The sequence below is a fragment of the Mycobacterium sp. 1164985.4 genome (assembly GCF_001668575.1).
In the GTDB taxonomy this organism is placed as follows: Bacteria; Actinomycetota; Actinomycetes; order Mycobacteriales; family Mycobacteriaceae; genus Mycobacterium.
The window spans coordinates 1-23,466 of sequence record NZ_LZMD01000116.1; the positions used below are offsets into that span (position 1 = coordinate 1).

Here is a 23,466-nt window from a genome sequence, read left to right on the forward strand (position 1 = left end):
CACCAACCGGTGGAAAACCGGGCGCGGGGTCATCTACCGCCTCACTTCCGCCGACCTCACTCATACGGCTATTAGCAGGCAACGGCGCACCTGGTCCCGCTGAGATTCCAGGAGGCGGGCCCTGAACAAGGTCATCACCACCGACGCCAGAAATGCGGCTTGCGGGGCTGAAGGTCGGCCCGCCGTCGGATCCTGCTCCGTGGAAGAAGGATACGTCCGCTGGTTTCCCTGCGTCCGCTGAGAGATGCGTCTTCGCCGTCGAGATCTCGGACGCAGCTGCTGTGACGAGCGATGCATTCTCTTGACGGACAGCGGCTATTCCCTCTGAAAGTGCAGACTGCTTTGAATCCTCGGGTATGTCGGGGTTAACCTCGATCCAGGCAAGGATTGCGTTGGCTATCTCGACGTTGCTCGTGATCTGAATCTTCGTTGAAACGATCGTTGCAGCGCTCTCGTGAAGGAAATTCGCGGCGGCATCAAGATTCCGCTTCACCTCCTCAAGATCGAGGATTCGCTCAGTGAGGGTGGCGCTAGCCACGGTGGCTGCGATTCCAGACCATAGCCCGACGCCGGCGAATACTTTTGTCTGCTCCTGCTTTACCAGATCACGTTTGGCGTCAACTGATTTCGATGCTTCTTCGAACGTGGCTGCGGACAATCGCAGGCTCTCTTCGTCAGCCTCGGGCCACGCCGGCGGCGCCGTTAACCCGTATGGGTCAGGGGGCCTGCGAATACCCATCGGTTAGTCCTCAACAGCCTTGCACGCATCAAAAATCAGGTTAGTAAGGTCGACAGCGACCGCCGAAAGATACGAGTCGGCGGGGCTGTAACTCGGTAGCGCCTGGGCGAAGGCGCGGCGGTACTGGGCGGCCAAGACGGCAAAATCCTGCAGGACTCCGTTCGTACTCTGTCGGCCTAGTCTTTCAGCATCTTCCGCAAAGTTTTCTACGACAGGAATGAGCGCTTCGGCGGAGGATCGCTCCTCCGGTGTCCACTGTGTTGCGGGTTTGCTTGCATCGACGGTGGACCAAGACGCGGTGTCCGCTTTAAAGCGTCTTAGAAGTGGTTCCCACTCCGGACATGTCCTATCTGGTGACGATAAGAAAGGCCTTGCGTGTTTGGGGTCTTGCAGTGGCGTTAAGTGCGATGGGGGAGCGACGGACGGGACTGACGGAGACCATGTTTGCGCAGATCCGTAGGCAAGTGTGGCGCAGATATTCCCAATTGATGATGACGCATCTGCCGCGACGGTAGCTAAGTAATTGGCGGGGGGAGAGTAGGTGGGTATTGCCTCGCTATACGCCCGCGCGTAGCCGATGAATTGCTCGAACAATTGACGCATAGTTCTGTGCGGGGTCATTCGAACCAAACGTTCTGTCTGGTCGGCGGCATCTAGCATCGCTTGTCCGACAGCGACGTATTGCGCCCGCTGCTCAGGTGACCAATCCGAAGCGCGGATGGATCGGTCGATGCTCTCCCATCCGTTTCGTTGAGCTTTTGCCAGTCGTTCATTGATCGGCGTCCAGGCCGCGCACGTGGGGTCTTCCGTGATGATGTTCACCGGACCTGTGTCGTCGGCGCTCGCTAGACCATAAGTCTCTCCCGACGGCGTTGGATCGCGTTCGTCACCGCCATCGGAAGTAACCGAAATCGTCACTGCCGCAGTTACCCCGATGACTGCGAGCAACGCTACAGCTCCGAGCGCCCACTTCCATGCGTTGCCCCGCTTCTTTGGCGGCGGGCCCGGCTGCCACTGCTGTGGCCACGGCGGCTGCTGCGGCGGCGGACCGTACGGTCCTGAATAGCCTTGCGGCGGACCCGAATTCCCGGGCGACGGGCCTCCGGGCGGTGGCGGAAAGCTCACAAGGCCGTCCCCGGTTCCTCCTCGGAGGAAGACCGGGATTGGCGCCGCAACGAAACCTCCCGCGCTGTCTCAACATTCGAGTTTCCCGGTCCTGCTCCCGGTTCCCCCTGCAATTCTCCGGCCTGCCCAGGCGCGTCTATGCCCGCCATCCCTATCAGCTGCACGCCCTGCTGCACGCCTTGCGTTACCGCCTGCGGAACTGAATCCGCCATACCCGCCGCTTGCGTCGTCGCCTGAACAGCCTGCTGCGCCATCGGCATCATCGCGCCCAGCTGACCCGCCGCTGGCGCTTCGCCCGCATCCGCCGGTCTCGCGCCCAACGCAACACCCGAGACCGCGCCGATTGCGCCGCTCGCCCCCGCCGCATCGTCGACCGATTCGAGACGCTTCAGAATTTCCTGGGCGATCGCGCGGTCAGTCGAGTCGTAGCTGTGGGCGGCGTTCACCACGTTCTGCGCGTACTTCGCCAACTCAGCTTTGGCGACGGGCAGCCGGGCGATCACCGGATCGACGATTTCGGCCACCTTCGCCGCGATCGCCGTCGACAGAGCATCGTCGCCCTCGGGCTTGAATGAAGCGGGTGGCTCGGGAATGCCTTCTGCAAGCGCCTGCAACCGCCCACCGGCCTCCAGCACCAGCTCGGTATCGATTCGCAGCGTCTCAGTCATCGTCTTCCCGCGCAGCGATCAGCGTCGCGCCGATCGATCGGCATGCCCCTCCAGCGTCACCCGGCAAATGCTACCCGACCAGCAATACCAGCGATCGCGCCAAATTTCACCACTCCTACGCCCACCCTCCGCAGGCATTCTTCCGTCGTGAAGCGGTCCTGCCACGGTCGACGAGTTACTCATTGCAGTGCCAGCGCATCCGGGCCGTTACCGGGTAAAAGACCAGAGCGGCCGATGTCAGCAAACGCCACCCGACGGCCTTCGGCGCCGACGCATGACTCCGCTATCGTTCCGCGAGTGGCCGACCCGGACTCCAAGACGCTCGACGAGCTCTTCAACCGCATCCTGCACACCGAAGACGACGCGTTGCGCGCCGCGCGTGAATCCGGTGACGCCGCCGGCATGCCGCCGATCGAGGTGTCCGGCCAGCACGGCAAGCTCCTCTACCTCCTGACGGCCTTGTCGTCGGCCACCCGCGTCCTCGAGATCGGCACCCTGGCCGGCTACAGCACCATCAACCTCGCCCGCGGGGTCGGTGCGGAGGGCCACGTCGTCACCCTCGAGTACGAGCCCAAGCACGCCGAGATCGCTCGCGAGAACTTCGTCCGGGCGGGCGTGCAGGATCGCATCGAGATCATCGTCGGCGCCGCGCTCGACACCTTGCCCGTGCTCGCCGAACGCGGTGACGTGTTCGATCTGACCTTCATCGATGCCGACAAGGAGAACAACGTCGCCTACGTCGAGTGGGCGATCAAGCTCGGCCGGCCTGGCGCGATCATCGTGGTGGACAACATCGCTCGCTTCGGTCGCGTGCTCGAACCCGCCGCCGACGACGCCCAGGCCCGCGCCGTCCGGGAGATGCTCGAGATGATGGGGGACCACCCGCGACTCGAAACCGCCGCGATCCAGACCGTCGGGCTCAAAGGCTGGGACGGCTTCGCCGTCGCCCGCATCGTCGAGTAGTCACCTCGACCACGGCGCCGACGCCGCCGCTTCGCGAAGCGCCGCCACGATCCGCTTCTCGTGGGCCGCGAACCGTTCGGTCGGCGCGGGCACCGAGATCGCGACGACATGTCCGCCCGCCGCGCGTCCGGCAACCCCGGCAGCCGAGATTCCGACCGTGTGCTCGTCCCGGTCGAACGCAACGTCAATCGACCCGCTCAACAACGCCGTCGCCGCCTTCCCGTTGGCCGTCGACTTCAACGGGAAACGCATCCCGACGGCCGACACTGCCCGCAGTCGATGCGCCGACTCCACCTGGTCGATGAACAACATCTCGCCACCACGCAACACCGAGAGGTCGACCGTCTCCCCGGTGCCGCCCGCAAGGTGCTCGAGCGTCGGCCGGAACAACGCCGCTAGCCCCGCGACGTCAGCACTTCCGAGCCCGAGCAGACGATCCCCGAGCGAGAACCGACCCTGCTCGTCGACCGCTGCGAACCCGACCTCCACCAGCCCGACGAGCAACCGCCGCACCGTCGATTTGGCCAGCCCCAGCCGCGCCCCCAGATCGACCAGCCGCAGCTGTCCGGGAGCCGCCGCGATCTCGTCGAGGGCGGCCGCCGCCCGACGCAGCACCTGAATGCCGTCAGTTCGTTCATTTCGGCCCGGCCGCGTCACTCCCTCACTATATTGATCCGCATACCGGTTCACAAAGATTCGGTATACGGACCGAGGAGGTCCCAGATGTCGCTTCCATCTGGCCGTTCCTTCACCCGCTCCGACGACGGATACGACGCCGCTCGCCGCGCGACCGTCTGGAATGCGCGCACCCCGGACCGCTATCCCGAAGTGGTCGTGCAGGCCGTTGACGTCGACGACGTCGTCGCCGCGGTCCGCTATGCGGCCGCACACGACCTCAAGATCGGTGTGCGCTCGGGCGGGCACAGCTGGGCGGGCAACCACGTCCGCGACGGTGGCCTGCTGCTCGACGTCAGCCGCCTCGACGACTGCTCCATCGACGCGGACCGCATGACCGCGATCGTCGGACCCGGCAAGGGCGGCAGCCTGCTGGCCGCGGACCTCGAGGCCCAGAACCTGTTCTTTCCGGCCGGGCACTGCAAGGGCGTGTGCATCGGCGGATACCTGCTACAGGGTGGATACGGCTGGAACAGCCGCATCCTCGGTCCGGCCTGTGAGAGCGTCATCGGCCTCGACGTCGTGACCGCCGACGGCGACCGAATCCACTGCGGCCCCAAGAGCCACCCCGAGTTCTACTGGGCGGCAAGGGGATCGGGACCGGGCTTCTTCGGCGTGGTGACCGCGTTCCATCTCAAGCTGTATCCCCGTCCCGCCGTCTGCGGGAGCAGCCTCTACGTGTACCCCATCGACCTGGCCGACAAGATCTTCGCCTGGGCCCGAGCCATCAGCGCCGACGTCGACCGTCGCGTCGAGTTGCAGATCGTCGCGTCGCGAAGTGTGCCGGGCGCCGGGGTCGACCAGCCGGGAATCGTCATGGCCTCACCGGTGTTCGCCGACTCGGAAGACGAGGCGGCGAAAGCGTTGGCACTGCTCGACACATGCCCGGTCCGTGACCAGGCCATCGTCGCGATCCCATACGCGCCTGCCGATCTCGCGAGCTGGTACGAGGGGGTGATGAGCAACTATCCGACCGGTTACCGCTATGCCGCCGACAACATGTGGACGTCGGCCTCGGCCGACGACCTGCTACCCGGTATCCGCCGCATCATCGAAACGCTGCCGCCGCATCCGTCGCACTTCCTCTGGCTGAACTGGGGACCGTCGCCCGCTCGCCAGGACATGGCGTACAGCCTCGAGGACGACATCTACCTTGCGCTGTACACGGTTTGGCGCGATGCCGCCGACGACGACCGCTATGCCGACTGGGCACGGTCGAACATGGCGGCCATGGCACATCTGGCGACCGGCATCCAGCTCGCCGACGAGAATCTCGGTCAACGTCCGGCCCGGTTCGCCACCGATGCCGCGATGAAGCGCCTCGATCGCGTGCGCGCCCAGTACGACCCCGACGGCCGATTCCACACTTGGATGGGCAGGGTCTGACATGAAGTCCTACCTCGGCTACCGCGATGACGACTTCTCCGTCGAGTTTGCGCAGTTCTACAACGCCGAGATGGCTGCTTTACCAAAGCATGTCATCGAGGCGCTCGAGCACGGTCCCCAGGCGGAGCCGACACTGCCCGCATTCGACGACATCGTCGCGATGCGGGGCGACGGATATCAACAGACCGAGAACGGATACGGCGTCCTGCGCGACGGCGGTATCCAGGTGTCGGTACGCACGGACATGCCTGGCGTCACACCGGGCATGTGGGATTGGTGGTTCGGGTGGCACGGCAGTGATTCGCGCCGCTACAAGCTGTGGCACCCCCGGGCGCACGTGTCGGCTCACTGGAGTGACGGCGGCAGCGAAGTCGGGTACGTCGGACGGACATCTCTCGTGGAGGAGTACCTGGGTTCGTCGTTCACCCGCCCGGCGATCCAGTTCGTGGACCCGTCGGAATTGGGGCTGGGCGAGTTGAGCGACACCGTCGCGATCTGCGCGCGGCTCGGATCCAGCGACGTGCCGGTCGATGTCGGCTGGCTGGTCCACCAGATTCGTGCGACGCCCGACGGCTCCGAGATGCGGTCGCGCTTCTGGATGGGCGGTCGTCATGTCGCTGTGCGGTACGCAAACCGGTTGGCTGACAGGGTCGTTCGACCCGTCGCTGCACGCCAGCTACCCGACCCCCGCGACCTGATGGTGCATTGTGCGCAGGAGATGAACCATCTCGCCGCCTTCCTGCCAGAGCTTTACGCGCGATTCGGCGGGCGCTGAGCCTGTCGATGTGTTAACCAGATCTATGTCGAAATCGTTGCCGGTGGCGGCATTTGCCGCAGGCGTAGCCATGGCCTTCGTCCCTGTCGCGCACGCAGAAAGAGCCGAACCACCGCCGCTGTACGGGTGGTACAACGTCTTCATCGACTTCTCGAAGCAGACGTTCAACGGCCGGCCGACACCGATGAACCCGGTCACGTTCCCCGTCGAACTGACCACACAATGCGATGTGAACGGCTGCGTCGCGCGCTGGCACAACGAGGACGACCACGCCCGCAATCCGGGCGCACCGCTGGAGTTCGAGTACCGGTGGACCGGCGACCGGTGGTCGACAAGCGGTGAGTATCCCTACTTCTGTGATCGGAGCGACCCGCACAGTGCCGTGGACGCGACACGCTCCGACTTCCTGATTCCCAACGCGGACGGCAGTTTCTTCGGGGAGCGGACCCTCATCACCGAAGGGGCCGGATGCCCTGGCGAGGGAGCCGGCACCCACTGGCTGACGTTCAACCTGACACCCATCGACCCGCCACCACCGCGATAGCCGTCGTTTAACCGCCCCCGGAGCGGGGCATCAGCCACTGGTGAACTTCGGATTCCGGCGCGGGATGCCGACCGTGGAGTTGCGCAGCGACGCGTCTCCCGAAGCGGTCTGGGACGTCATCACCGACCTGTCCACATGGCCGCAGTGGGGACCGACCGTGTCGGGCGCAGAACTCGACGACCCCGAACCGTTGCATCTCGGAGCCCGTGGCAAGGTCTTCACACCGGTCGGTGTGCCATTGCCATTCACGGTCACCGAGTTCCGTCCCCGCCGCTGCTGGGCGTGGAAGGTCGCCGGTGTCGGGGCCACGCGTCACGAGGTGATCGCCGAGGACGACGGCTCGAGGATCGTGTTCGGCGTGCCGTGGTGGGCAACGGCGTACCTGCCGGTCTGCGCGATCGCCCTGCCGCGCATCGCCCAGCTCGCCGGCGCACGCCGGACTCGCTGATTCGACGACGGCCGACGCGGCACTGTGCTATCCAGTGCCCAGGGTTCTCCGGCCGTCGAGGGCTCCAGACGGAGGGGCTCTCGAAGATGAAGACACTCTCGCTCGTCGTGGGCATCGTCTCTACCGCAGTGACCTTGGCGCCCGTTGCCACCGCCGACCGCCCCGAACCGGCACCGATCTACGGCTACTACAACGCCTTTCTCGATCACTCGCGGCAGACGTTCAACGGCGCGCCGGCTTTCGCGCCGCCCGCCACACAGCTAGGACTGTTCACCACCAACTGCGATACGACCGGCTGCCTGGCCAAGTGGTTGCGCGAGACGGAGATCTCGCAAGACCCCGATGCGCCTGCACAATTCGAATATCGGTGGAACGGCGACCGATGGGAGTCCGCGGGCGAATACCCCTTCTACTGCAATCCGGACGGCAGCGGTGGCAACGTCACCACGCAGCGCTCGGACTGGCTCAGGCCCAACGGCGACGGCAGCTTCTCCGGTGAGCGGACCTTCACGGTGCCCGCTCCGGGCTGCCCGGGCCAGGGCCCCGGCACCTACTGGCTTCCCATCGCGCTGACGCCGACCGACCCGCCAACGCCCCAATAGGGCGCTACCCGCAGACCGCGCCGACCGCCGCCGACCCGACCAACTTGGTGTACTTCGCCAGCACGCCGGTGGTGTAGCGCGGCGGCAGCGGTTCGAAACCGGCCTTGCGCGACTCGAATTCCGCCGGGTCGACCAACACATCGAGCGTGCCGTTCGCCACGTCGAGGCGGATGCGGTCGCCGTCCTGCACGAACGCGATCGGGCCACCGTCGACGGCTTCGGGCGCGATGTGCCCGACACACAGGCCCGTCGTACCGCCGGAGAACCGGCCGTCAGTCATCAACAGCACGTCCTTGCCGAGACCCGCACCCTTGATGGCGCCGGTGATCGCCAGCATCTCCCGCATACCGGGCCCACCCTTGGGGCCCTCGTAGCGGATGACCACGACATCGCCAGCCTGGATCGTGCCGTCCTCCAACGCGTCCAGCGCCGCCCGCTCGCGCTCGAAAACCCTTGCCGTGCCTTCGAAGACGTCCGAGTCGAAGCCCGCCGACTTGACCACGGCGCCCTCGGGGGCCAGCGAGCCGTGCAGGATCGTGATGCCGCCCGTCGGGTGGATGGGGTTGCTGAGCGCACGTAACACCTTGCCGTCGGGATCCGGCGGCGCGATGTGGCGGAGGTTCTCGGCCATGGTCTCACCGGTGACCGTAAGGCAATCCCCGTGCAGCAGACCAGCATCCAGCAGTGCCTTCATCACAACGGGGACACCGCCGATGTGGTCGACGTCGTACATGACGTGCTTACCGAACGGCTTGACGTCGGCGAGGTGAGGCACCTTGGCGCCCACCCGGGTGAAGTCTTCGAGTGTCAGTTTGACGTTGGCCTCATGGGCGATCGCCAGCAGGTGCAGCACGGCGTTGGTGGATCCGCCGAACGCCATCACCACCGCGATCGCGTTCTCGAACGCCTCCTTGGTGAGGATGTCGCGGGCGGTGATGCCGCGCCGCAGCAGGTCGACGACGGCTTGGCCGCTGCGTCGCGCGAATCCGTCGCGACGGCGGTCGGTGGCCGGCGGCGCCGCACTGCCCGGCAGCGACATGCCCAGCGCCTCGGCGGCGGAGGCCATCGTGTTCGCGGTGTACATGCCGCCGCAGGCGCCCTCGCCGGGGCAGATGGCGCGTTCGATCGCGTCGACGTCCTCGCGGGGCATCAGCCCGCGCGCACAGGCGCCGACCGCTTCGAACGCGTCGATGATCGTCACCTCGCGTTCGGTGCCGTCCGACAGCTTGGCCTTGCCCGGCAGGATCGACCCGGCGTAGAGGAACACGCTCGCGAGATCGAGTCGCGCCGCCGCCATCAGCATGCCGGGCAGGGATTTGTCGCAGCCGGCGAGAAGCACCGAGCCGTCGAGGCGTTCGGCCTGCATGACCGTCTCGACGCTGTCGGCGATCACCTCGCGCGACACCAGCGAGAAGTGCATGCCTTCGTGGCCCATAGAGATGCCGTCGGACACTGAGATGGTTCCGAACTCCATCGGGAAGCCGCCCGCGGCGTGGACGCCGTCTTTGACGGCCTTGGCCAACCGGTCCAGTGAGAGGTTGCAAGGGGTGATCTCGTTCCACGACGAGCCGACGCCGATCTGCGGTTTGGCGAAGTCGTCGTCCTCCATGCCCACCGCGCGCAGCATCCCGCGGGCTGCGGCCTTTTCCAGGCCGTCGGTGACGTCGCGACTACGGGGTTTGATGTCGGGCTCGGCCCGACGGTGGGCTTCGGTGTCGGGAGTTTCTGAGGGCATCGAACAAGTATGCCTTCGGGGTTTTGCCCCGGCCAAACCGTTATCTATACCCCGGTGGGGTATGCGGTAACATCGAGCCCATGACGTCCCTCATCGCTCGCCTCGCCGCTGTCCTGGTCGCCCTCGCCACCGCCGTGTTGCTCACTTCATGCACCACCCCGGCGTCGGATGGTCACACCGACCACGAGCACCCTGACGAGCCTGCGATCAGCGGTCAGCCCGCCGGCTTCAACGCCGATGACGTCGCATTCGCGACTGACATGATCCCGCATCACGAGCAGGCAGTCGAACTGTCGGCGCTGGTTCCGGACCGCTCCACGAACCCCGAGCTCAAGACGCTCGCCCAGCAGATCGCCAACGCCCAGGAGCCCGAGATCCGCACCATGCAGGTACTGCTCGTGCAGTGGAAGGAGAGCCCCGAAGCGGGCACCGGGCAGGAGGGGCACGGCGGGCACGGCGCCCGGCACGGCGCGATGCAGGGCATGGTCGACGACGCCACCATGGCGAAGCTCAAGACGCTCTCGGGTCCGGAGTTCGACACCCTGTGGCTGCAGTCGATGATCGGCCATCACCAGGGCGCGATCGAGATGGCGCGCGCCGAGCTCGCCAACGGCGAGAACGTCGACGCCAAGCGGCTGGCCCAGTCCATCGTCGACACGCAGCAGGCCGAGATCGATCAGATGAACCAGATGTTGAGGGGCTGAAATGACCGCGGTGCACGGATATTCGCAGCAGAAGGACAACTACGCCAAGCGGCTGCGCCGAATCGAGGGTCAGGTTCGCGGCATCGCGAAGATGATCGAGGACGACAAGTACTGCATCGACGTGCTCACCCAGATCAGCGCCGTCAACAGCGCGCTGCAGTCGGTCGCGCTCGGTCTGCTCGACGAGCATCTCGGGCACTGCGTCGCGCAGGCGGTCACCGAAGGCGGTGACCAGGCCGACGCGAAGCTGGCCGAGGCGTCAGCCGCGATCGCGCGCCTGGTGCGGTCCTAGCCGCCGAGGACGTCTTCGATCCGCTTGACCTTCGCCGTGAGCTGATCGGTGTGGCCGGGGCGGATATCGGCCTTGAGTACCAGGCTCACCCGTGGCGACACCGCAGCGACCGCATCGACCGCCCGCTTGACGACGTCCATCACCTCGTCCCAGTCGCCCTCGATGTTGGTGAACATCGCGTTCGTCTCGTTGGGAAGCCCGGATTCGCGGACCACCCTTACCGCCTCGGCGACCGCGTCGCCGACACTGTCGTCGCCACCCGTCGGGCTCACGCTGAAGGCCACAATCATTCGACCAGCCTGCCACCGACCGGCGGTCGGCTACTGCTTGCTGTAGCCGGTGGGTCGCACGATCAGGATCACCCGGTCGGCCTTGTCGGCGGGCGGTTCGGTCAACGGGCCGCTGTAGCGATCGTTGAGCTGCAGGTAGAACGCGCCGGTCGGATCGGGCTCGATGGCCTCGACGACGCCGCGGACCTCGAGGTAGCGGTACGGGTTCTCCGGGTCGCTGACCGACATCGCGACCGCGGGCTGACCCTCGATGTTGCGGAATTTCTGGCGTTTGGTGGTGTGGGTGAAGCGCAGCACCTCGCCGTCCCACGCGAACCACATCGGATTGACCTGTGGCGTGCCGTCCGGCCGGACGGTGGCCAGATGTCCGTACAGCGGGCGTTCCAGAAGGGACTCGTATCCGGCGGGAATGGCGACCATGGCGATCCTCTCGAAGGCGGTTCGGCGGCTGCGGTGTTAACAGTAAGCGTCCTGAACCGATGAACAGTGCAGGTCACGGGTGTCGATAAGGGGTTTGCCCACGTCGAGGCGGCACTGAGTGTCCCGGGCGTTATGCCACACTGGTTGAAGTTCTGCGACTGGGAGGTTGTGTATGCGCAGGGTAAAGCGCAGTCGGCTGCTCACTGCGGTCTTGGCGGCGAGCGTCGTCGGCGGGATGGTGCTCACCAGCCCGTCCGCTCTGGCTCAGCCCGTTGTCCCGCCGCCACCGGCGCCGGTCGATCCGGCCCTGGCGCCGGCACCGCCACCGGGGCCGGCCCTGCCGCCGCCTCCGCCTGCGGATCCGCTCGCGGCCCCCGCGGCCCCGCCCGGGCCGCCCCCGGCGGCCGAGACACCGCCTCCGCCGCCGTCGTCGAACCCGTTCTTCGCGCCGCCCAATCCGCTGGCTCAGCAGCAGCCGATCCCGGAGGGCACCCCGCCCGGGCAGAACCCGACGCCGTACGTCGGCTCCCCGGTGTTCGCGCCGCCGTCCTTCAATCCGAGCAACGGTTCGATCGTCGGCGCAGCCAAGCCGATCTACATCAACTTCCAGCGGCCGATCGCCAACCGTCAGATGGCCGAGGATGCGATCCATATCTCGTCGAACCCGCCGGTGCCCGGCCGGTTCTACTGGACCAGTGACACCCAGGTGCGCTGGCGTCCGCAGGACTTCTGGCCCGCGGGCACGACGGTCAACATCGACGCCTCCGGCACCAAGTCCAGCTTCACCGTGCCCGAGCAGCTCGTCGCCACCATCGACAACGACACCCTGCAGATGTACGTCCACCGCAACGGCGAGCTCGAGAAGACGTTCCCGGTGTCGATGGGCAAGCAGGGCCACGAGACCAAGAACGGCACCTACTACGTGCTGGAGAAGTTCGCCGACATCGTGATGGACTCCTCCACCTACGGAGTGCCGGTGGATTCGCCCAACGGCTACAAGGTCAAAGTGCAGGACGCCGTGCGCATCGACAACAGCGGCGCCTTCGTGCACAGCGCGCCGTGGTCGGTCGGCTCACAGGGTGAGGAGAACGTGAGCCACGGCTGCGTCAACCTCAGCCCCGCCAACGCGCAGTGGTTCTTCGACAACTTCGGCAGCGGTGACGCCGTCGTTGTCAAGAACTCGGTCGGCACCTACAACCAGCCCGACGGCGCGTCCGACTGGCAGATGTTCTGAGCGATTTCGGTGCGCTAACGATCGCTGAGCGACTGTTAGCGCACCGAAATCCCTAGTTCCAGATACGAACCCGTCGTTCCGGGTCGAGGTACAGCGCGTCGTTCTCGGTGACGTCGAACGCCTCGTAGAACGCGTCCATGTTGCGGATGACGCCGTTGCACCGGAACTCCGGCGGTGAGTGCGGGTCGATCGCAAGCCGCCGGATGGCCTCGGCGTCACGGGATTTCGTCCGCCACACCTGGGCCCAGCCGAAGAAAACCCGCTGCTCGCCGGTCAGCCCGTCGAGCACGGGCGCGGGCTCACCCTTGAGCGACAGGCGGTACGCCAGCAGCGCGATCGACAGGCCCCCGAGGTCGCCGATGTTCTCGCCGACGGTGAAGGCACCGTTCACGTGGTGTCCGTTGCTCAACTGCCGAGGGACGTACTCGTCGTACTGTTCGATCAACTTCTTTGTGCGCGCGCCGAACTCGGTGCGGTCCTGGTCGGTCCACCAGTCGACCAGGTTGCCGTCACCGTCGTACTTGGCGCCCTGGTCGTCGAAGCCGTGCCCGATCTCGTGGCCGATGACCGCACCGATCCCGCCGTAGTTCGCGGCGTCGTCGGCGTCGGCGTCGAAGAAGGGCGGCTGCAGGATCGCGGCGGGGAAGACGATCTCGTTCATGCCCGGGTTGTAGTAGGCGTTGACCGTCTGCGGCGTCATGAACCATTCGTCGCGGTCGACGGGTCCGCCGAGCTTGCGCAGTTCCCGGTCGTACTCGAACGCGTAGCCGCGACGGTAGTTGCCGTAGAGGTCAACGCGCTCGATGACGAGGCCCGAATAGTCACGCCACTTCGCGGGATATCCGATCTTGGGCGTGAACTTGTCGAGCTTGGCCAGCGCCTTCTCCCGCGTCTGCGGCGTCATCCAGTCCAGGGAGTTGATACTGACGCGGTACGCCTCGCGAATGTTGTCGACGAGTTCATCCATCCGCTCCTTCGCGTGCGGCGGGAAATACCGCTGTACGTAAAGCTTTCCGACCGCGTCGCCCAGCAGGCTCTCCACCACCGACACAGCGCGCTTCCACCGGTCGCGGATCTGCTCGGTGCCCGAGAGCCGCCGGCCGTAGAACGCGAAGTCCTCGGCGACCAGGTCGTCGGTCAGGAGGAAGGCGCGAGCGTGGATGACGCGCCACCGCAGCCAGCGCTTCCAGTCCTCGAGGTCGCCGTCCGACCATTCGGCGGCGAATGCGGTGAGGTAATCGGGTTGACGCACAGCGACTTCTGCGGCCTTCTCCGGGGTGGTGCCGAGCTCGGACACCCAGCCGGCCCAGTCGAAGCCCGGTGCTTCGGTCGGCAGGTCGGCGAACGTGCGCAGGTTGTAGGTGAGGTCGGCGTCGCGCCGCTTGACGACGTCCCAGTGCGCGGCGGCCAGCTTGGTCTCCAGCGCGACGATGCGGGCCGCGGTGTCGTCGTGATCGCCTGGGCCGTAGACCAACTCGAACATCGCCGCGATGTGCTGCGGATAGGCGGCGAGGATCTCGGCGTGCTGCTCGTCGCGGTAGTAGGACTCGTCGGGCAGACCCAGGCCCGACTGGCTCATGTGCAGCAGGTAACGGGTCGAGTCCTTCGAGTCGGTGTCGACATAGACGCCCGTGCCACCGCCGACCCCGGTGCGCTGCAATGCGCCGAGCACCGTGGCGAGTGCATCGGGGGAGTCGGCCGCATCGATCGCCGTCAGTTCGTCGAGCAGTGGTTGCATTCCACGCGCGGCGACGGTCTGCTCGTCCATGAAGCTGGCGTACAGATCGCCGATTCGCTGTTCGTCGCTGCCCTGGGCCGCGTTCGACGCCGCCGCTTCGGTAATGAGGTCGCGCACGTGCTCCTCGGCGCGGTCGTACAGCGACCGGAACGCACCGTCGGTGGCGCGGTCACCGGGCATTTGATACTCGGTCAGCCAGCGGCCGTTCACGTGGCCGAACAGGTCGTCTTGCGGGCGGGCGTCGGCGTCGACGTAACTGAGGTCGATACCGGATCTGATTGCTTCTACCGTCACCCCACCAGGGTGCCAGAACCCGTGGCTGGTCTCCCGGGTCGCTGCGGCACCGCGAGACCCGCGAGCGTCTCGGCGATGCGGTCGAAGGCGTCCGTGTCGCGGATCTCTCGGCTCACCCGCTGTGCAGCGGTGCGGTAGCCATCGGCGGCGAGAACGTCCTCGAGCGCGCGCGCGATCGCGGCGCGTGGCGGCCGTGATGTCCCGAGGTTGATGCCCACCCCGGCGTAGCCCACGCGGGCGGCGACCTCCGGTTTGTCGGCCGAGCCGCCGGCGACGATCAGCGGGACGCCGTGCGACAACGCCTGATGTACGCCGCCGTAACCGCCGTTGGTGATCATCACGTCGACGTTGGGCAGCAATTCGGCATAGGGCAGGAAGTCGGTGACGCAGGCGTTGGCGGGCACCCGGCCGGGAATCGTCGTGCGACCCTGCCGCCCCGTCGTCGCGATCACCAGCAGACCCTCGCGATCGGCCAGCGCCTCGACGGTCGGGACGACGAGCGCGTCGAGGTCCTCGTTGTCCCACGTGCCCTGGCTGACATGCACGACCGTGCGCCCGTCGAGGGCCGGATCCCACGGCAGCCCACGCCGGTCGGCGGACGGTTTCGGGATGACCGGGCCGGTGTAGACGACGGTCGCGGGCAGGTCGCTGCGCGGATATTCCAGGCTCGGCACCGTGAACTGCAGCAGCCGGTCGGCGAGCAGCGGCCAATCCGTCAAGAACACCGGCGACGGCGGGGCGTCGACTGCGGCTAGCGCGCCGTTCAGATCGGTGTGGACGTCGCGGAACATGACCCGGTGCGTCACCCACGTCATCGGTTCGTAGTTGAGGTCCGACCGTGGCGACCACGCCGTCCCGAACGGCGGGGCGTCGGCGCTGGACAGGGTCAGCGGACCGACTCCGCACACCAGGATCCACGGCCGGGGCCGGTGTCCTGTCAACAGTGGCAGTGCGCCGGTGAACGCGACATCGCACAGCACCGCGTCGAAGCGCTCCTGCGCAAGCGCTTTACGCAGTGCCCAGTACTGCGCGGCCAGCGGATCGATGAACACCGAGCGCATCTCGGCGCGACCCCGGTACCAGCGGTCGAGCAGCGCAGGCACGCCCCGCAATCCGGTGTGATCCCGCTTGGGACGGGCCGCGGCGGGCAGATCGATCGTCGACAGCTTCCGCTCGAGCACGGCGTCCCGGTGTTCGGCGCCGGTCAGCACCGTGACGCGGTGACCGCGCTCCTTGAGGTCGGCGGCGACGTGCAGCAGCGGCATCACATGCCCGGGGATGGGGCTGGCGGCGATGAGGTAGTTGGCCACGCAATCCCTTCGGTTGGCCGGTCGCGAGCCTGCATACCCCTCTTCTCCGCTCTCGAGCGCCGGACGGGTTGTGACATTGACCGCTCAGCGGGGTCCGAGCCGCAGCCCGGTACCCTCACGCGCATGCCCGAGGACGAGCCCACCGCGACCGAGGACGGTCCTGTCTTCACCAGCTACGGCATTGCATCGGCGGTACTGGGCGTGATCGCGGTGATAGGGGTGGCGCTGGCCGCGCTGATCTGGACCCAGCACCGCGACGACACCGACGAACTGCGGTACCGCTCGCGCATCATGCAGACCGCGGCCGACTGGACCAACGTGCTGATCAACATGAACAAGGACACGGTGCAGGCCGACATGGTCAAGCTGCACGAGGGCACGGTCGGGCAGCTCAACGCCGACTTCGACGCGGCGGTCGAGCCGTACCGCAAGCTCGTGCAGACCCTGCAGGCGAAGACCGCCGGCCAGATCGACTCGGTGGCCGTCGAATCGATCTATCACCCGCCCCCTGGTCGCGACGGGGCACGGCCGCATCGGCCGCAGCCCGAGATCTCTGAATTCGCATCCCGCACCGACACCGTCATGGTGGTGGCGACGTCGATCAGCGAGAACGTCGGCGGAGACAAGCCGAAGACGGTGCGCTGGACGCTTCGGCTGGACGTCTCCGACGTCGACGGCAAACTGCTGATCTCGCGGTTGGAGCCGATCCGATGAGGAACGTCTGGCGGGTCGCCGCGTTCGACGTCGCCCCTCCGCTGGCGGCGGTAGCGGCGCTGGTCTACATCGGCATCGCGCTGGCCTGGCCGGTCTGGTGGGTATCTGTCTGTTCGGTGCTGTGCCTGTTGATCGTGCAGGGCGTGGTGGTGAACGTGGTGCTCGCGCGCCGCGACGCGGTGACGGTCGGCACCGACGACGACGGCCCGGGGTTGAGGTTGGGAGTGGTGGCGGTCGCGACGGCGACGGTGGCGGCCGCGGTGCTCGTCGGGTACCTGAAGTGGACGGTGCCGGACCGGATGCTGCGCAACGACAGCGCCGACGTCGTCGGCATCGCCAGCAGTGTGGCCGAAGCGTCCGCCACGTTCACCCCCCAAAGCCCGACTGCATCGATCGACCGCGCGGCGGCGATGATGGCGCCGGAACGCGCCGAGGCGTTCAGGAACGAGTTCTCCTCGGCGGCAAAGGATCTGACCAGCCGCAACGTGTCCGCGCAAGCGAGCACCGTCTCGGCGGGCGTCGAAGCGATCGGCCCGAACGCCGCGAGCGTCGCGGTGATCCTGCATGCGACGCAGAACTCGCCGGGCAAGCAGCCCGACACCGCGGTGCTGGCGCTGCGGGTCACCCTGAGCAAGAACGACGGTCGGTGGTTGGTCGACGACGTGTCGCCGATCCACTCGCGCTGAGCGCGTGGCCTTCGATCAGAGCGTCAGCCGAGGAGTCGGGCGTGGTCGACCTTGATACAGCGGTCCATCACGACCGTCAGGCCGGCGGCCTCACCGTCACGGGCGACCTGTTCGTCCCACAGGCCGAGCTGCAACCACAACACCTTGGCGCCCACCGCGATGGTGTCCTGCAGTACCTCGGGAAGGTGCTCGCGGCGCCGGAACACGTCGACGAGGTCGGGCACGACCGGCAGGTCCGCCAGTGACGGATAGACCGGTGTGCCCTCGATGTCGCTGACGGTCGGGTTCACCAGATACAGCTCGTAATTGCCCGCCGCCCTGAGGTAGGTCCAGATGTCGTGGCTGGCGCGGGCGGGGTTGGGTGATGCGCCGACGATCGCCACCGTGCGGGTCTCCCGCAGGATTTGTTCGAGGTCCATTCCTGGCGTATACCCAGCGCCTCAGTTGTGGGGCCGCGACGATCGCATCCGGGCGAACCGCTCGGAGAGCCGCTTCATGCGCACCATTAACGACGCCGACGGGCTCGTCTTGCCGCTGAGGAAGGCCGCGAAGTCCTCGGCGGGCACACCGATGCGCGACGCGAACTCCTGGCGGCCGAGCCCGGAGTGCTCCAGCAGCGCGCGGATGTGGCGGGCCACCTCTTCGCGCTCGTTGGCCTCGAGGTGTTCGCGCGTGCGGGTGAGGACCTCGGCCAGTGCCTTGGACACGCCGTACGGCCGCGTGGTCTCGAGCACCTCCTCGACCTGACGGGCGGTGCGTCCGAACGGATCCCGCTTGATCGCCGCGACGATGCGCTGCCAGACGGCCAGGTCGTCGGTTTCGAGGGCCGCGCGGATGGCTGCGGTGGGCCAGAACTCGACCGGACGCTCGTCGCCCGCCGGCTTCGCAGCCTGACCTTCGGAGACCCCCTGGCGGCGGGTATCCCGGATGTCGGGAGTCACCGTCACCTCGCCTCCTCCAGCATCGCGACCGCCACCGACAGGCAGCGCTCCCGAACCTTGGCCCACTCCGCCTCCGCCTCCGGACCGGACATCCGGGTGTCGTGCTCGTCCGACGGCTGCGGGTCGGCCAGTCGGCGCACCAGCTGAGTCGCCACCCATTGTTTCCTCGACTGCGAACCAGAGTAGTACCGGTCCATTGTGCTCAGCACTTCTGCCGCGGTGCGCGTGTCCATGCACTCGACCAGATCGGCGAACTCCGCGTAGTCGCGTGTGGTGTTGCGGCACATGATCAGGTAGCCCTTCAACCGCAGCGTCTCCGCGCCCGTCGGGATCTGCAGCCGGTCACCGGTCGGCAGCTGGACGTTGGTGGTCTCCATCGGGCTGCGCCGTTCCATGGTCGCGTGCTCGCACTCCGACGCGGTCTCCAGCGCGTCGAGCGCGACCGCCAGGCGTCCCCGCCACATGGTCACCGGGTGCACGGGCGGCGGGGCGGTGGCGAGCGCGGTACCGCCGCCGCCGTTGCGATGCCCGGCGCTGAGCCGCCCGGCGCTGCGCATCTTCACTGTCGGCGCGCCCGGCGCACATCCGCTGAATGCCAGCGGGTCGGCCACCGTCACGGCTTGCGGTACAAGGGTTTTCAGCTTGGCCGCCGATTTGACGACGGTGCGCAGCTCGGATCCGGTCGGTCCGAGCGACGACAGATCGTCGGGGATGATGATCAGGTCCGGTGTGTCGACCTTGGGTAGCGGCTTCTCGAAATCGACCGACGGCAGGACGCGGGCAAGCCACTGGGGCAGCCACCAGTTCCACTCGTCGAACATCGCCATCAGCGCGGGCACCAGGACCAGCCGGACCACCGTCGCATCCACCGCGATCGCCACCGCGCAGGCCACGCCCAGCTGGGCGACCAGCGGCATGCCCGCGAACGCGAACCCGATGAACACGGCGATCATGATGAGCGCGGCGCTGGTGATGGTCCGCGCGCTCGTACTGACGCCGTAGGCCACAGCGTCGCGGGTGTTGCGGGTCAGCAGGAAGCGCTCGCGGATGCGGGTCAGCAGGAAGATCTCGTAATCCATGGACAGGCCGAACGTCATCGCCAGCACCAGGGGCGGGATCGTGCTGTCCAGCGACGAGATCCTCTCGAACCCCAGATCCTCGAGCCAGCCCCACTGGAACACCGCGACGAGGCTGCCGTAGGCCGCGGCGACCGACAACACCGTCATCAGGACGCCCTTGATGGCCAGGACCACCGAGCGGATCGCCACCAGCAGCATGCAGAACGCGATCAGCGCCACGAAGACGAACACGAGGGGCTGCTTGACCGACACCTGGTCGTCGAAGTCCTTGATCAGCGCTGTCGGGCCGCCGACGTCGATGTTCACGTTCTCGGCCCCGGCCGTCGACGGCAGTTCGGCGCGCATCCAGTCGACGGTCTCACGAGCCGCCATGTCCTCGGGATCGACCGACAGCACCGCCGAGAGCAGCGCATGGCGGTAATCCTCGCCGAACGACGGCGGGCCGACCGACACCACGTTCGGGCCCTGGGCCATCCGCTGGCGGATCGCGTCGAGCAGTGGCTCCTTCGCCGGCGCCGATGCGGCGTTGCCGTCCGGGAACGCCACCAACACGCGCACCGGGCCGAGCGCGCCCGCGCCCAGTGCTTCGGCCGCGGCGTTGACGCCGCCGCGGATCTCGTGGGTCGGCTCGAACTGCCGCTGCATGCTGTTGCCGAGCATCATCGAGAACGCGGGCGCGGCCAGCGTGATCAGCAGCGCCGCGGCTGCCAGCGCCGACAACCACGGCCTGCGCATCACCCAGCCGGTCCACCGGGTCCAGAACCGGGACTGGGTGCTCTCCGGGCGCCTCGACCAATGCAGGTAAGACGAGCGCCGCGCCGCCGACCGGCCGAACGTCGCCAGCACGGCCGGCGTCAGGGTGGTGGAGGTGAGCACCGCCACCGCGACCGCGAGGATGGCGCCGGTGGCCATCGACACCAGCACGGGGGTGTGGATCAGGTAGATGCCGGTCACCGAGGCGATGACGGTCAGCCCGGACAGCACCACCGCAAGGCCGGACGTGGCCATCGCGGCGTCGGCGGCCTGATCGGGGTCTCGGCCGGCGCGCAGCTCCTCGCGGAACCGCATGAGGATGAACAGCGAGTAGTCGATGGCCAGCGCGATACCGAACATCGACACCGTCGACGTCACGAACACCGACATCGTCGTGAACATCGACAGCAGGTAGACGAGCCCCATCGTGACCACGACGGTGCAGATACCGAGCACCAACGGCACGGCCGCGGCGGCCAGCGATCCGAACACCGCGAGCAATACGATCAGGACGATCGGAAGGTTCCACCGCTCGGCCTGAGCGATGTCGTGTTTGGTGGCCTGGGTCGCGGCGGCGCCCAGCGCACCCTGACCGATGACGTACAGCTTGACCCTGCCGTTCTCGATCTCGCCCGGGTCCTCGCCGTTGATGCCGACTTTGTGACGCAGCTGTTTGGCGACATCGACGGCGCCCGTGTTGTTGAAGTCGAGCTGCAACGTGATGACGTAGGGCCGGTCCGGTTGCGGCGGCGGCTGTCCCCCTGGCCGTTGGCCGGGAGGTGCCCCCAGCGGGTTCGGGACGATCTTGACGCTGGGCACCTCGGCCGCCAGGCGTTCGAGGTGGGCGACGGCGTCGTTCATGTCCTGGTACGACGCGTCGGCGCGGGGTGCGGCCACCAACGCCAGCGGCGAGGCGCCCTGATCGGGGAAGTGCTCTTCGAGTTCGCGTTGCACGCGCAGCGACTGGGAGCCCTCGACCTCGAAACCGCCGCCGGTGAGATGGCTGGACTGGTTCAGCGCCAGCCAGACAGACGGGACGAGTAGGAGCACCCATACGGCGAAAACCGCCCAGCGATATCTGCGCAGTTTGCTGCTCAAGCGCAACATGAATTGCTGGATTGGATTCCCCGCTTTCTCCCCGGCGTTTTGTAGGCGAAGCGTACCTCAACCTGCGGTAAGGTGCCCCACCCTTCGGTGTCCTCCCAGGGGCCTCAAGCAGTCTGCCAGCAACGCCTCAAGGTCACCCGATTCGTTCTCGCGAACAACGCGATCGGCGTTACCGCGGACACCCCTCGACGTGCGTTCGCGGGGCTCGCCGCCCCGCAGAATTGGCGGTGGTCGTGCGCCGGGTGGCAGGATAAGCATCGGCCGTTTTCGGCGTCGGGGACTGATTGCCGTCCATCACGAGAGCATTTGCGGGCCGTTCGAGATCTCGAAACGTTCGCAAATCGTTAGGAGTTGTCCATGAAAGCGACCCCCCGGCTGATGCGTCGTGGCTTCGTCGGCGTCGTCGCCGCCTCCGCCGCAGGCGGGGCCGTGGCGGCCGCGCTGGTGTTGCCGTCCATGACGTCGTTGCCGTCGGCCACCGCCGCCGAGGATCCCTGCGCCGCCAGTTCGGTCGCCAAGACCATCGGAGACGTTGCCAACTCCACGGGCGAGTACCTCGAGGCGCATCCGCAGACGAACCAGGCGTTGACGACGATCTCCAAGCAGCAGGCCGGACCACAGTCGCTCGGCGCGCTGAAGAACTACTTCGACGCCAACCCCCAAGTCGCCAAGGACATGCAGCAGTTGCAGCAGCCGCTCACGAGCCTGTCGGGCAAGTGCAAGCTGCCGTTCACACTGCCTCAGGTGATGGGTCTGATGCAGGCCGCGCAGCAGGGCGGCGGCCTGCCCGCGAGTTCGCCGGCGCAGCCACCGACTCCCAAGGCGCCGACGGCGACCGCACCGGGCATCGCGACGCAACAGCATGGGGCGTCACCGGTTTCGCAGGGCAGCGCGCCTTCGCCTTCTTCGGCGATCGCCGGTCTGCCCTGACCCGGGGCGACGCGTAAGCCAACGTCTGCGGGCGTTCTGGGCTGCGGATTTCGCCTTTTCGGGCGATTCGTTGACCGCAAGGCAAGAAAGTCTGCGGACATTCTGCTTAGCTTTTCTCCGTTGGTCCCTGTTGGTAGACGTCGCAACCGCCATGGTTACGACCACTCCACTTCCGGTGAAGGAGCTCACCCATGTTTCTCTCGGCCCGTTCTGCGCGTCGTGCGGTAGCTGGCGCGGTCGGCACTGGCGCGATTGCCGGTGCAATGTTCTTCGGCGCCACACCGCTGGCGGGCGCCGAGCCGCCGAACTGTACCGCGGCCGATCTCGCCGGTGTGGCTTCCGGCGTCTCCGCGTCCACCTCGGCCTACCTGTTCACCCATCCGGACGTGAACTGGTTCTTCACCAGCCTGGAAGGCCTGCCGCGCGAGGACGTTCGGGGCAAGGTGCAGGACTACCTGAACAACAACCCTCAGGTGAAGGCCGACCTGACCGGTATCCGCCAGCCACTGGTTGACATCAAGAACCGCTGCGGCGACACCAACGGCGACGGCATCGCCGACAGCTAGGCCTCCGTTCGCTTGGCACCTGGGCCGTCCGCTCAGCAGGAAGGTGCGGGCCGCACCGTGCTGATGGTCGACGACGACCCGGACGTCAGGACTTCGGTCGCGCGAGGATTGCGCCACTCGGGGTTCGACGTCCGGGTCGCGGCGACCGGTAAGGAAGCACTGCGGCTGCTCTCCAACGAATCGCACGACGCGCTGGTTCTCGACGTACAAATGCCCGAGCTCGACGGGGTCGCCGTGGTCACCGCGCTGCGGGCGCTGGGTAACGACATCCCGATCTGCGTGCTGTCCGCACGTGACACCGTCAATGACCGCATCGCAGGCCTGGAAGCCGGCGCCGACGACTACCTGACGAAGCCGTTCGACCTGGGCGAGTTGGTGGCCCGCCTGCACGCGCTGCTGCGCCGGGCCAGCCACTCCGATCACCAATCGGACACCATGACGGTCGGGCCGCTGACCATCGACACGGCGCGCCGGTTGGTCTTCGTGGCGGGCGAGCGCGTCGATCTGACCAAGCGCGAATTCGACCTACTGGCAGTGCTCGTCGACAACGCCGGTGTGGTGTTGAGCCGGCAGCGGCTGCTGGAACTCGTGTGGGGCTACGACTTCGACGTCGAGACGAACGTCGCCGATGTGTTCATCTCCTATCTGCGGCGCAAACTCGAACGCGATGGGCTGCCGCGGGTGATCCACACGGTGCGCGGTATCGGCTACGTGCTGCGGGAAGAGGCCTGAGGCGAGCTTGCGAGCC

Annotated in this window: 26 protein-coding genes; 14 read left to right on the plus strand and 12 right to left on the minus strand. The window is 67.0% G+C overall.

Going from position 1 to position 23,466, the window contains the following annotated elements; translation table 11 throughout:
- From A5650_RS27035 to A5650_RS25750, 3 genes are all read right to left on the minus strand, one after another.
- The coding region (locus tag A5650_RS27035) for a hypothetical protein (protein WP_197501990.1) at positions 1-658 on the minus strand (658 nt) is incomplete at its 3' end.
- Positions 659-742: 84 nt separating this feature from the next.
- Positions 743-1,864: an ESX-1 system-associated protein gene (locus tag A5650_RS27725; RefSeq protein WP_082950949.1), complete on the minus strand. Its 1,122-nt coding sequence runs from the start codon at positions 1,862-1,864 to the stop codon at positions 743-745.
- Entirely contained in the window at positions 1,861-2,532 is a 672-nt protein-coding gene (locus A5650_RS25750; protein WP_067298969.1) for a hypothetical protein, read from the minus strand. The genes A5650_RS27725 and A5650_RS25750 overlap by 4 nt, the downstream gene beginning before the upstream one ends.
- Before the next feature lie 297 nt (positions 2,533-2,829).
- On the opposite strand from A5650_RS25750, the gene A5650_RS25755 reads away from it, so the two are divergent.
- Positions 2,830-3,495, plus strand: coding sequence for an O-methyltransferase (locus A5650_RS25755; protein ID WP_067298971.1), 666 nt, complete (start codon positions 2,830-2,832; stop codon positions 3,493-3,495).
- On the opposite strand, the gene A5650_RS25760 is transcribed toward A5650_RS25755, so the two are convergent.
- A complete protein-coding gene (locus tag A5650_RS25760) occupies positions 3,496-4,152 on the minus strand; it encodes an IclR family transcriptional regulator domain-containing protein (RefSeq protein WP_231992811.1) in 657 nt (218 codons plus the stop codon).
- A 66-nt stretch (positions 4,153-4,218) separates the two neighbouring features.
- Between A5650_RS25760 and A5650_RS25765 the strand changes: the two genes are divergently transcribed.
- From A5650_RS25765 to A5650_RS25785, 5 genes are all read left to right on the plus strand, one after another.
- Positions 4,219-5,556 (plus strand): FAD-binding oxidoreductase, encoded by a 1,338-nt coding sequence (locus A5650_RS25765; protein ID WP_067298975.1) that lies wholly within the window; start codon positions 4,219-4,221, stop codon positions 5,554-5,556.
- A 1-nt stretch (position 5,557) separates the two neighbouring features.
- Positions 5,558-6,331: a DAPG hydrolase family protein gene (locus tag A5650_RS25770; protein WP_067298977.1), complete on the plus strand. Its 774-nt coding sequence runs from the start codon at positions 5,558-5,560 to the stop codon at positions 6,329-6,331.
- 25 nt (positions 6,332-6,356) lie between these two features.
- Positions 6,357-6,875 carry an MBOE_33420 family protein gene (locus A5650_RS25775; protein WP_082950951.1) on the plus strand — a complete coding sequence of 173 codons (519 nt, stop codon included), beginning with the start codon at positions 6,357-6,359 and terminating at the stop codon, positions 6,873-6,875.
- A 40-nt stretch (positions 6,876-6,915) separates the two neighbouring features.
- The gene (locus A5650_RS25780) at positions 6,916-7,323 is read left to right on the plus strand and encodes an SRPBCC family protein (protein WP_156744352.1); all 408 of its coding nucleotides are present in this window, start codon (positions 6,916-6,918) and stop codon (positions 7,321-7,323) included.
- Between the two features lie 86 nt (positions 7,324-7,409).
- A complete protein-coding gene (locus A5650_RS25785) occupies positions 7,410-7,925 on the plus strand; it encodes an MBOE_33420 family protein (protein WP_067298981.1) in 516 nt (171 codons plus the stop codon).
- A gap of 4 nt (positions 7,926-7,929) precedes the next feature.
- Here A5650_RS25785 and ilvD read toward each other — a convergent pair whose 3' ends face one another.
- Positions 7,930-9,660, minus strand: a complete 1,731-nt coding sequence (gene ilvD, locus A5650_RS25790; RefSeq protein ID WP_067298983.1) for a dihydroxy-acid dehydratase — start codon at positions 9,658-9,660, stop codon at positions 7,930-7,932.
- Positions 9,661-9,740: 80 nt separating this feature from the next.
- Between ilvD and A5650_RS25795 the strand changes: the two genes are divergently transcribed.
- Both A5650_RS25795 and ricR read left to right on the plus strand, forming a co-directional pair.
- Positions 9,741-10,364: a DUF305 domain-containing protein gene (locus A5650_RS25795; RefSeq protein ID WP_067298985.1), complete on the plus strand. Its 624-nt coding sequence runs from the start codon at positions 9,741-9,743 to the stop codon at positions 10,362-10,364.
- A gap of 1 nt (position 10,365) precedes the next feature.
- Positions 10,366-10,656 (plus strand): copper-sensing transcriptional repressor RicR, encoded by a 291-nt coding sequence (gene ricR / locus A5650_RS25800; protein ID WP_067298987.1) that lies wholly within the window; start codon positions 10,366-10,368, stop codon positions 10,654-10,656.
- Here the strand turns inward: ricR and A5650_RS25805 are convergent.
- Positions 10,653-10,946, minus strand: coding sequence for an MTH1187 family thiamine-binding protein (locus tag A5650_RS25805; protein ID WP_067298989.1), 294 nt, complete (start codon positions 10,944-10,946; stop codon positions 10,653-10,655). The genes ricR and A5650_RS25805 overlap by 4 nt on opposite strands.
- A 30-nt stretch (positions 10,947-10,976) precedes the next feature.
- On the minus strand, positions 10,977-11,366 hold the full coding sequence (locus tag A5650_RS25810) for a PPOX class F420-dependent oxidoreductase (protein WP_067298992.1): 390 nt from the start codon (positions 11,364-11,366) through the stop codon (positions 10,977-10,979).
- Between the two features lie 172 nt (positions 11,367-11,538).
- Between A5650_RS25810 and A5650_RS25815 the strand changes: the two genes are divergently transcribed.
- A complete protein-coding gene (locus A5650_RS25815; RefSeq protein ID WP_067298994.1) occupies positions 11,539-12,600 on the plus strand; it encodes a L,D-transpeptidase in 1,062 nt (353 codons plus the stop codon).
- A 52-nt stretch (positions 12,601-12,652) separates the two neighbouring features.
- Here the strand turns inward: A5650_RS25815 and A5650_RS25820 are convergent, their stop codons facing one another.
- Together A5650_RS25820 and A5650_RS25825 are read right to left on the minus strand one after the other, a co-directional pair.
- A complete protein-coding gene (locus A5650_RS25820) occupies positions 12,653-14,632 on the minus strand; it encodes a M13 family metallopeptidase (RefSeq protein ID WP_067298997.1) in 1,980 nt (659 codons plus the stop codon).
- Positions 14,629-15,942, minus strand: coding sequence for a nucleotide disphospho-sugar-binding domain-containing protein (locus A5650_RS25825; RefSeq protein ID WP_067298999.1), 1,314 nt, complete (start codon positions 15,940-15,942; stop codon positions 14,629-14,631). Before A5650_RS25825 ends, A5650_RS25820 begins: the two co-directional genes overlap by 4 nt.
- Positions 15,943-16,065: 123 nt before the next feature.
- Between A5650_RS25825 and A5650_RS25830 the strand changes: the two genes are divergently transcribed.
- Positions 16,066-16,656: a hypothetical protein gene (locus A5650_RS25830; protein WP_067299001.1), complete on the plus strand. Its 591-nt coding sequence runs from the start codon at positions 16,066-16,068 to the stop codon at positions 16,654-16,656.
- Positions 16,653-17,342 (plus strand): hypothetical protein, encoded by a 690-nt coding sequence (locus A5650_RS25835; RefSeq protein WP_067299003.1) that lies wholly within the window; start codon positions 16,653-16,655, stop codon positions 17,340-17,342. Before A5650_RS25830 ends, A5650_RS25835 begins: the two co-directional genes overlap by 4 nt.
- A gap of 23 nt (positions 17,343-17,365) precedes the next feature.
- Here A5650_RS25835 and A5650_RS25840 read toward each other — a convergent pair whose 3' ends face one another.
- Genes A5650_RS25840 through A5650_RS25850 form a run of 3 tightly spaced genes read right to left on the minus strand, consistent with a single transcriptional unit; the run spans position 17,366 to position 21,222 of the window.
- Positions 17,366-17,761 carry a CoA-binding protein gene (locus tag A5650_RS25840; protein WP_067299005.1) on the minus strand — a complete coding sequence of 132 codons (396 nt, stop codon included), beginning with the start codon at positions 17,759-17,761 and terminating at the stop codon, positions 17,366-17,368.
- Between the two features lie 21 nt (positions 17,762-17,782).
- Entirely contained in the window at positions 17,783-18,289 is a 507-nt protein-coding gene (locus A5650_RS25845; RefSeq protein ID WP_067299007.1) for a helix-turn-helix domain-containing protein, read from the minus strand.
- Positions 18,286-21,222: an MMPL family transporter gene (locus tag A5650_RS25850; protein ID WP_067299013.1), complete on the minus strand. Its 2,937-nt coding sequence runs from the start codon at positions 21,220-21,222 to the stop codon at positions 18,286-18,288. The genes A5650_RS25845 and A5650_RS25850 overlap by 4 nt, the downstream gene beginning before the upstream one ends.
- Before the next feature lie 357 nt (positions 21,223-21,579).
- Between A5650_RS25850 and A5650_RS25855 the strand changes: the two genes are divergently transcribed.
- The 3 genes from A5650_RS25855 (at position 21,580) to A5650_RS25865 (ending at position 23,450) form a co-directional block, all read left to right on the plus strand.
- Positions 21,580-22,152, plus strand: a complete 573-nt coding sequence (locus A5650_RS25855; RefSeq protein WP_067299015.1) for a hemophore — start codon at positions 21,580-21,582, stop codon at positions 22,150-22,152.
- Positions 22,153-22,343: 191 nt separating this feature from the next.
- Positions 22,344-22,718, plus strand: coding sequence for a heme-binding protein (locus A5650_RS25860; protein WP_067299018.1), 375 nt, complete (start codon positions 22,344-22,346; stop codon positions 22,716-22,718).
- Between the two features lie 63 nt (positions 22,719-22,781).
- Positions 22,782-23,450: a response regulator transcription factor gene (locus A5650_RS25865; protein ID WP_197500548.1), complete on the plus strand. Its 669-nt coding sequence runs from the start codon at positions 22,782-22,784 to the stop codon at positions 23,448-23,450.
- Positions 23,451-23,466: the final 16 nt, after the last annotated feature.

Bases quoted from the DNA above. Each gene is read 5' to 3' on its own strand.
- A5650_RS25750 (WP_067298969.1), bottom strand. From the start codon at position 2,532: ATGACTGAGACGCTGCGAATCGATACCGAGCTGGTGCTGGAGGCCGGT.
- A5650_RS25765 (WP_067298975.1), top strand. From the start codon at position 4,219: ATGTCGCTTCCATCTGGCCGTTCCTTCACCCGCTCCGACGACGGATAC.
- A5650_RS25770 (WP_067298977.1), top strand. From the start codon at position 5,558: ATGAAGTCCTACCTCGGCTACCGCGATGACGACTTCTCCGTCGAGTTT.
- A5650_RS25775 (WP_082950951.1), top strand. From the start codon at position 6,357: ATGTCGAAATCGTTGCCGGTGGCGGCATTTGCCGCAGGCGTAGCCATG.
- A5650_RS25785 (WP_067298981.1), top strand. From the start codon at position 7,410: ATGAAGACACTCTCGCTCGTCGTGGGCATCGTCTCTACCGCAGTGACC.
- ilvD (WP_067298983.1), bottom strand. From the start codon at position 9,660: ATGCCCTCAGAAACTCCCGACACCGAAGCCCACCGTCGGGCCGAGCCC.
- A5650_RS25795 (WP_067298985.1), top strand. From the start codon at position 9,741: ATGACGTCCCTCATCGCTCGCCTCGCCGCTGTCCTGGTCGCCCTCGCC.
- ricR (WP_067298987.1), top strand. From the start codon at position 10,366: ATGACCGCGGTGCACGGATATTCGCAGCAGAAGGACAACTACGCCAAG.
- A5650_RS25805 (WP_067298989.1), bottom strand. From the start codon at position 10,946: ATGATTGTGGCCTTCAGCGTGAGCCCGACGGGTGGCGACGACAGTGTC.
- A5650_RS25810 (WP_067298992.1), bottom strand. From the start codon at position 11,366: ATGGTCGCCATTCCCGCCGGATACGAGTCCCTTCTGGAACGCCCGCTG.
- A5650_RS25815 (WP_067298994.1), top strand. From the start codon at position 11,539: ATGCGCAGGGTAAAGCGCAGTCGGCTGCTCACTGCGGTCTTGGCGGCG.
- A5650_RS25830 (WP_067299001.1), top strand. From the start codon at position 16,066: ATGCCCGAGGACGAGCCCACCGCGACCGAGGACGGTCCTGTCTTCACC.
- A5650_RS25835 (WP_067299003.1), top strand. From the start codon at position 16,653: ATGAGGAACGTCTGGCGGGTCGCCGCGTTCGACGTCGCCCCTCCGCTG.
- A5650_RS25840 (WP_067299005.1), bottom strand. From the start codon at position 17,761: ATGGACCTCGAACAAATCCTGCGGGAGACCCGCACGGTGGCGATCGTC.
- A5650_RS25850 (WP_067299013.1), bottom strand. From the start codon at position 21,222: ATGTTGCGCTTGAGCAGCAAACTGCGCAGATATCGCTGGGCGGTTTTC.
- A5650_RS25855 (WP_067299015.1), top strand. From the start codon at position 21,580: ATGAAAGCGACCCCCCGGCTGATGCGTCGTGGCTTCGTCGGCGTCGTC.
- A5650_RS25860 (WP_067299018.1), top strand. From the start codon at position 22,344: ATGTTTCTCTCGGCCCGTTCTGCGCGTCGTGCGGTAGCTGGCGCGGTC.
- A5650_RS25865 (WP_197500548.1), top strand. From the start codon at position 22,782: ATGGTCGACGACGACCCGGACGTCAGGACTTCGGTCGCGCGAGGATTG.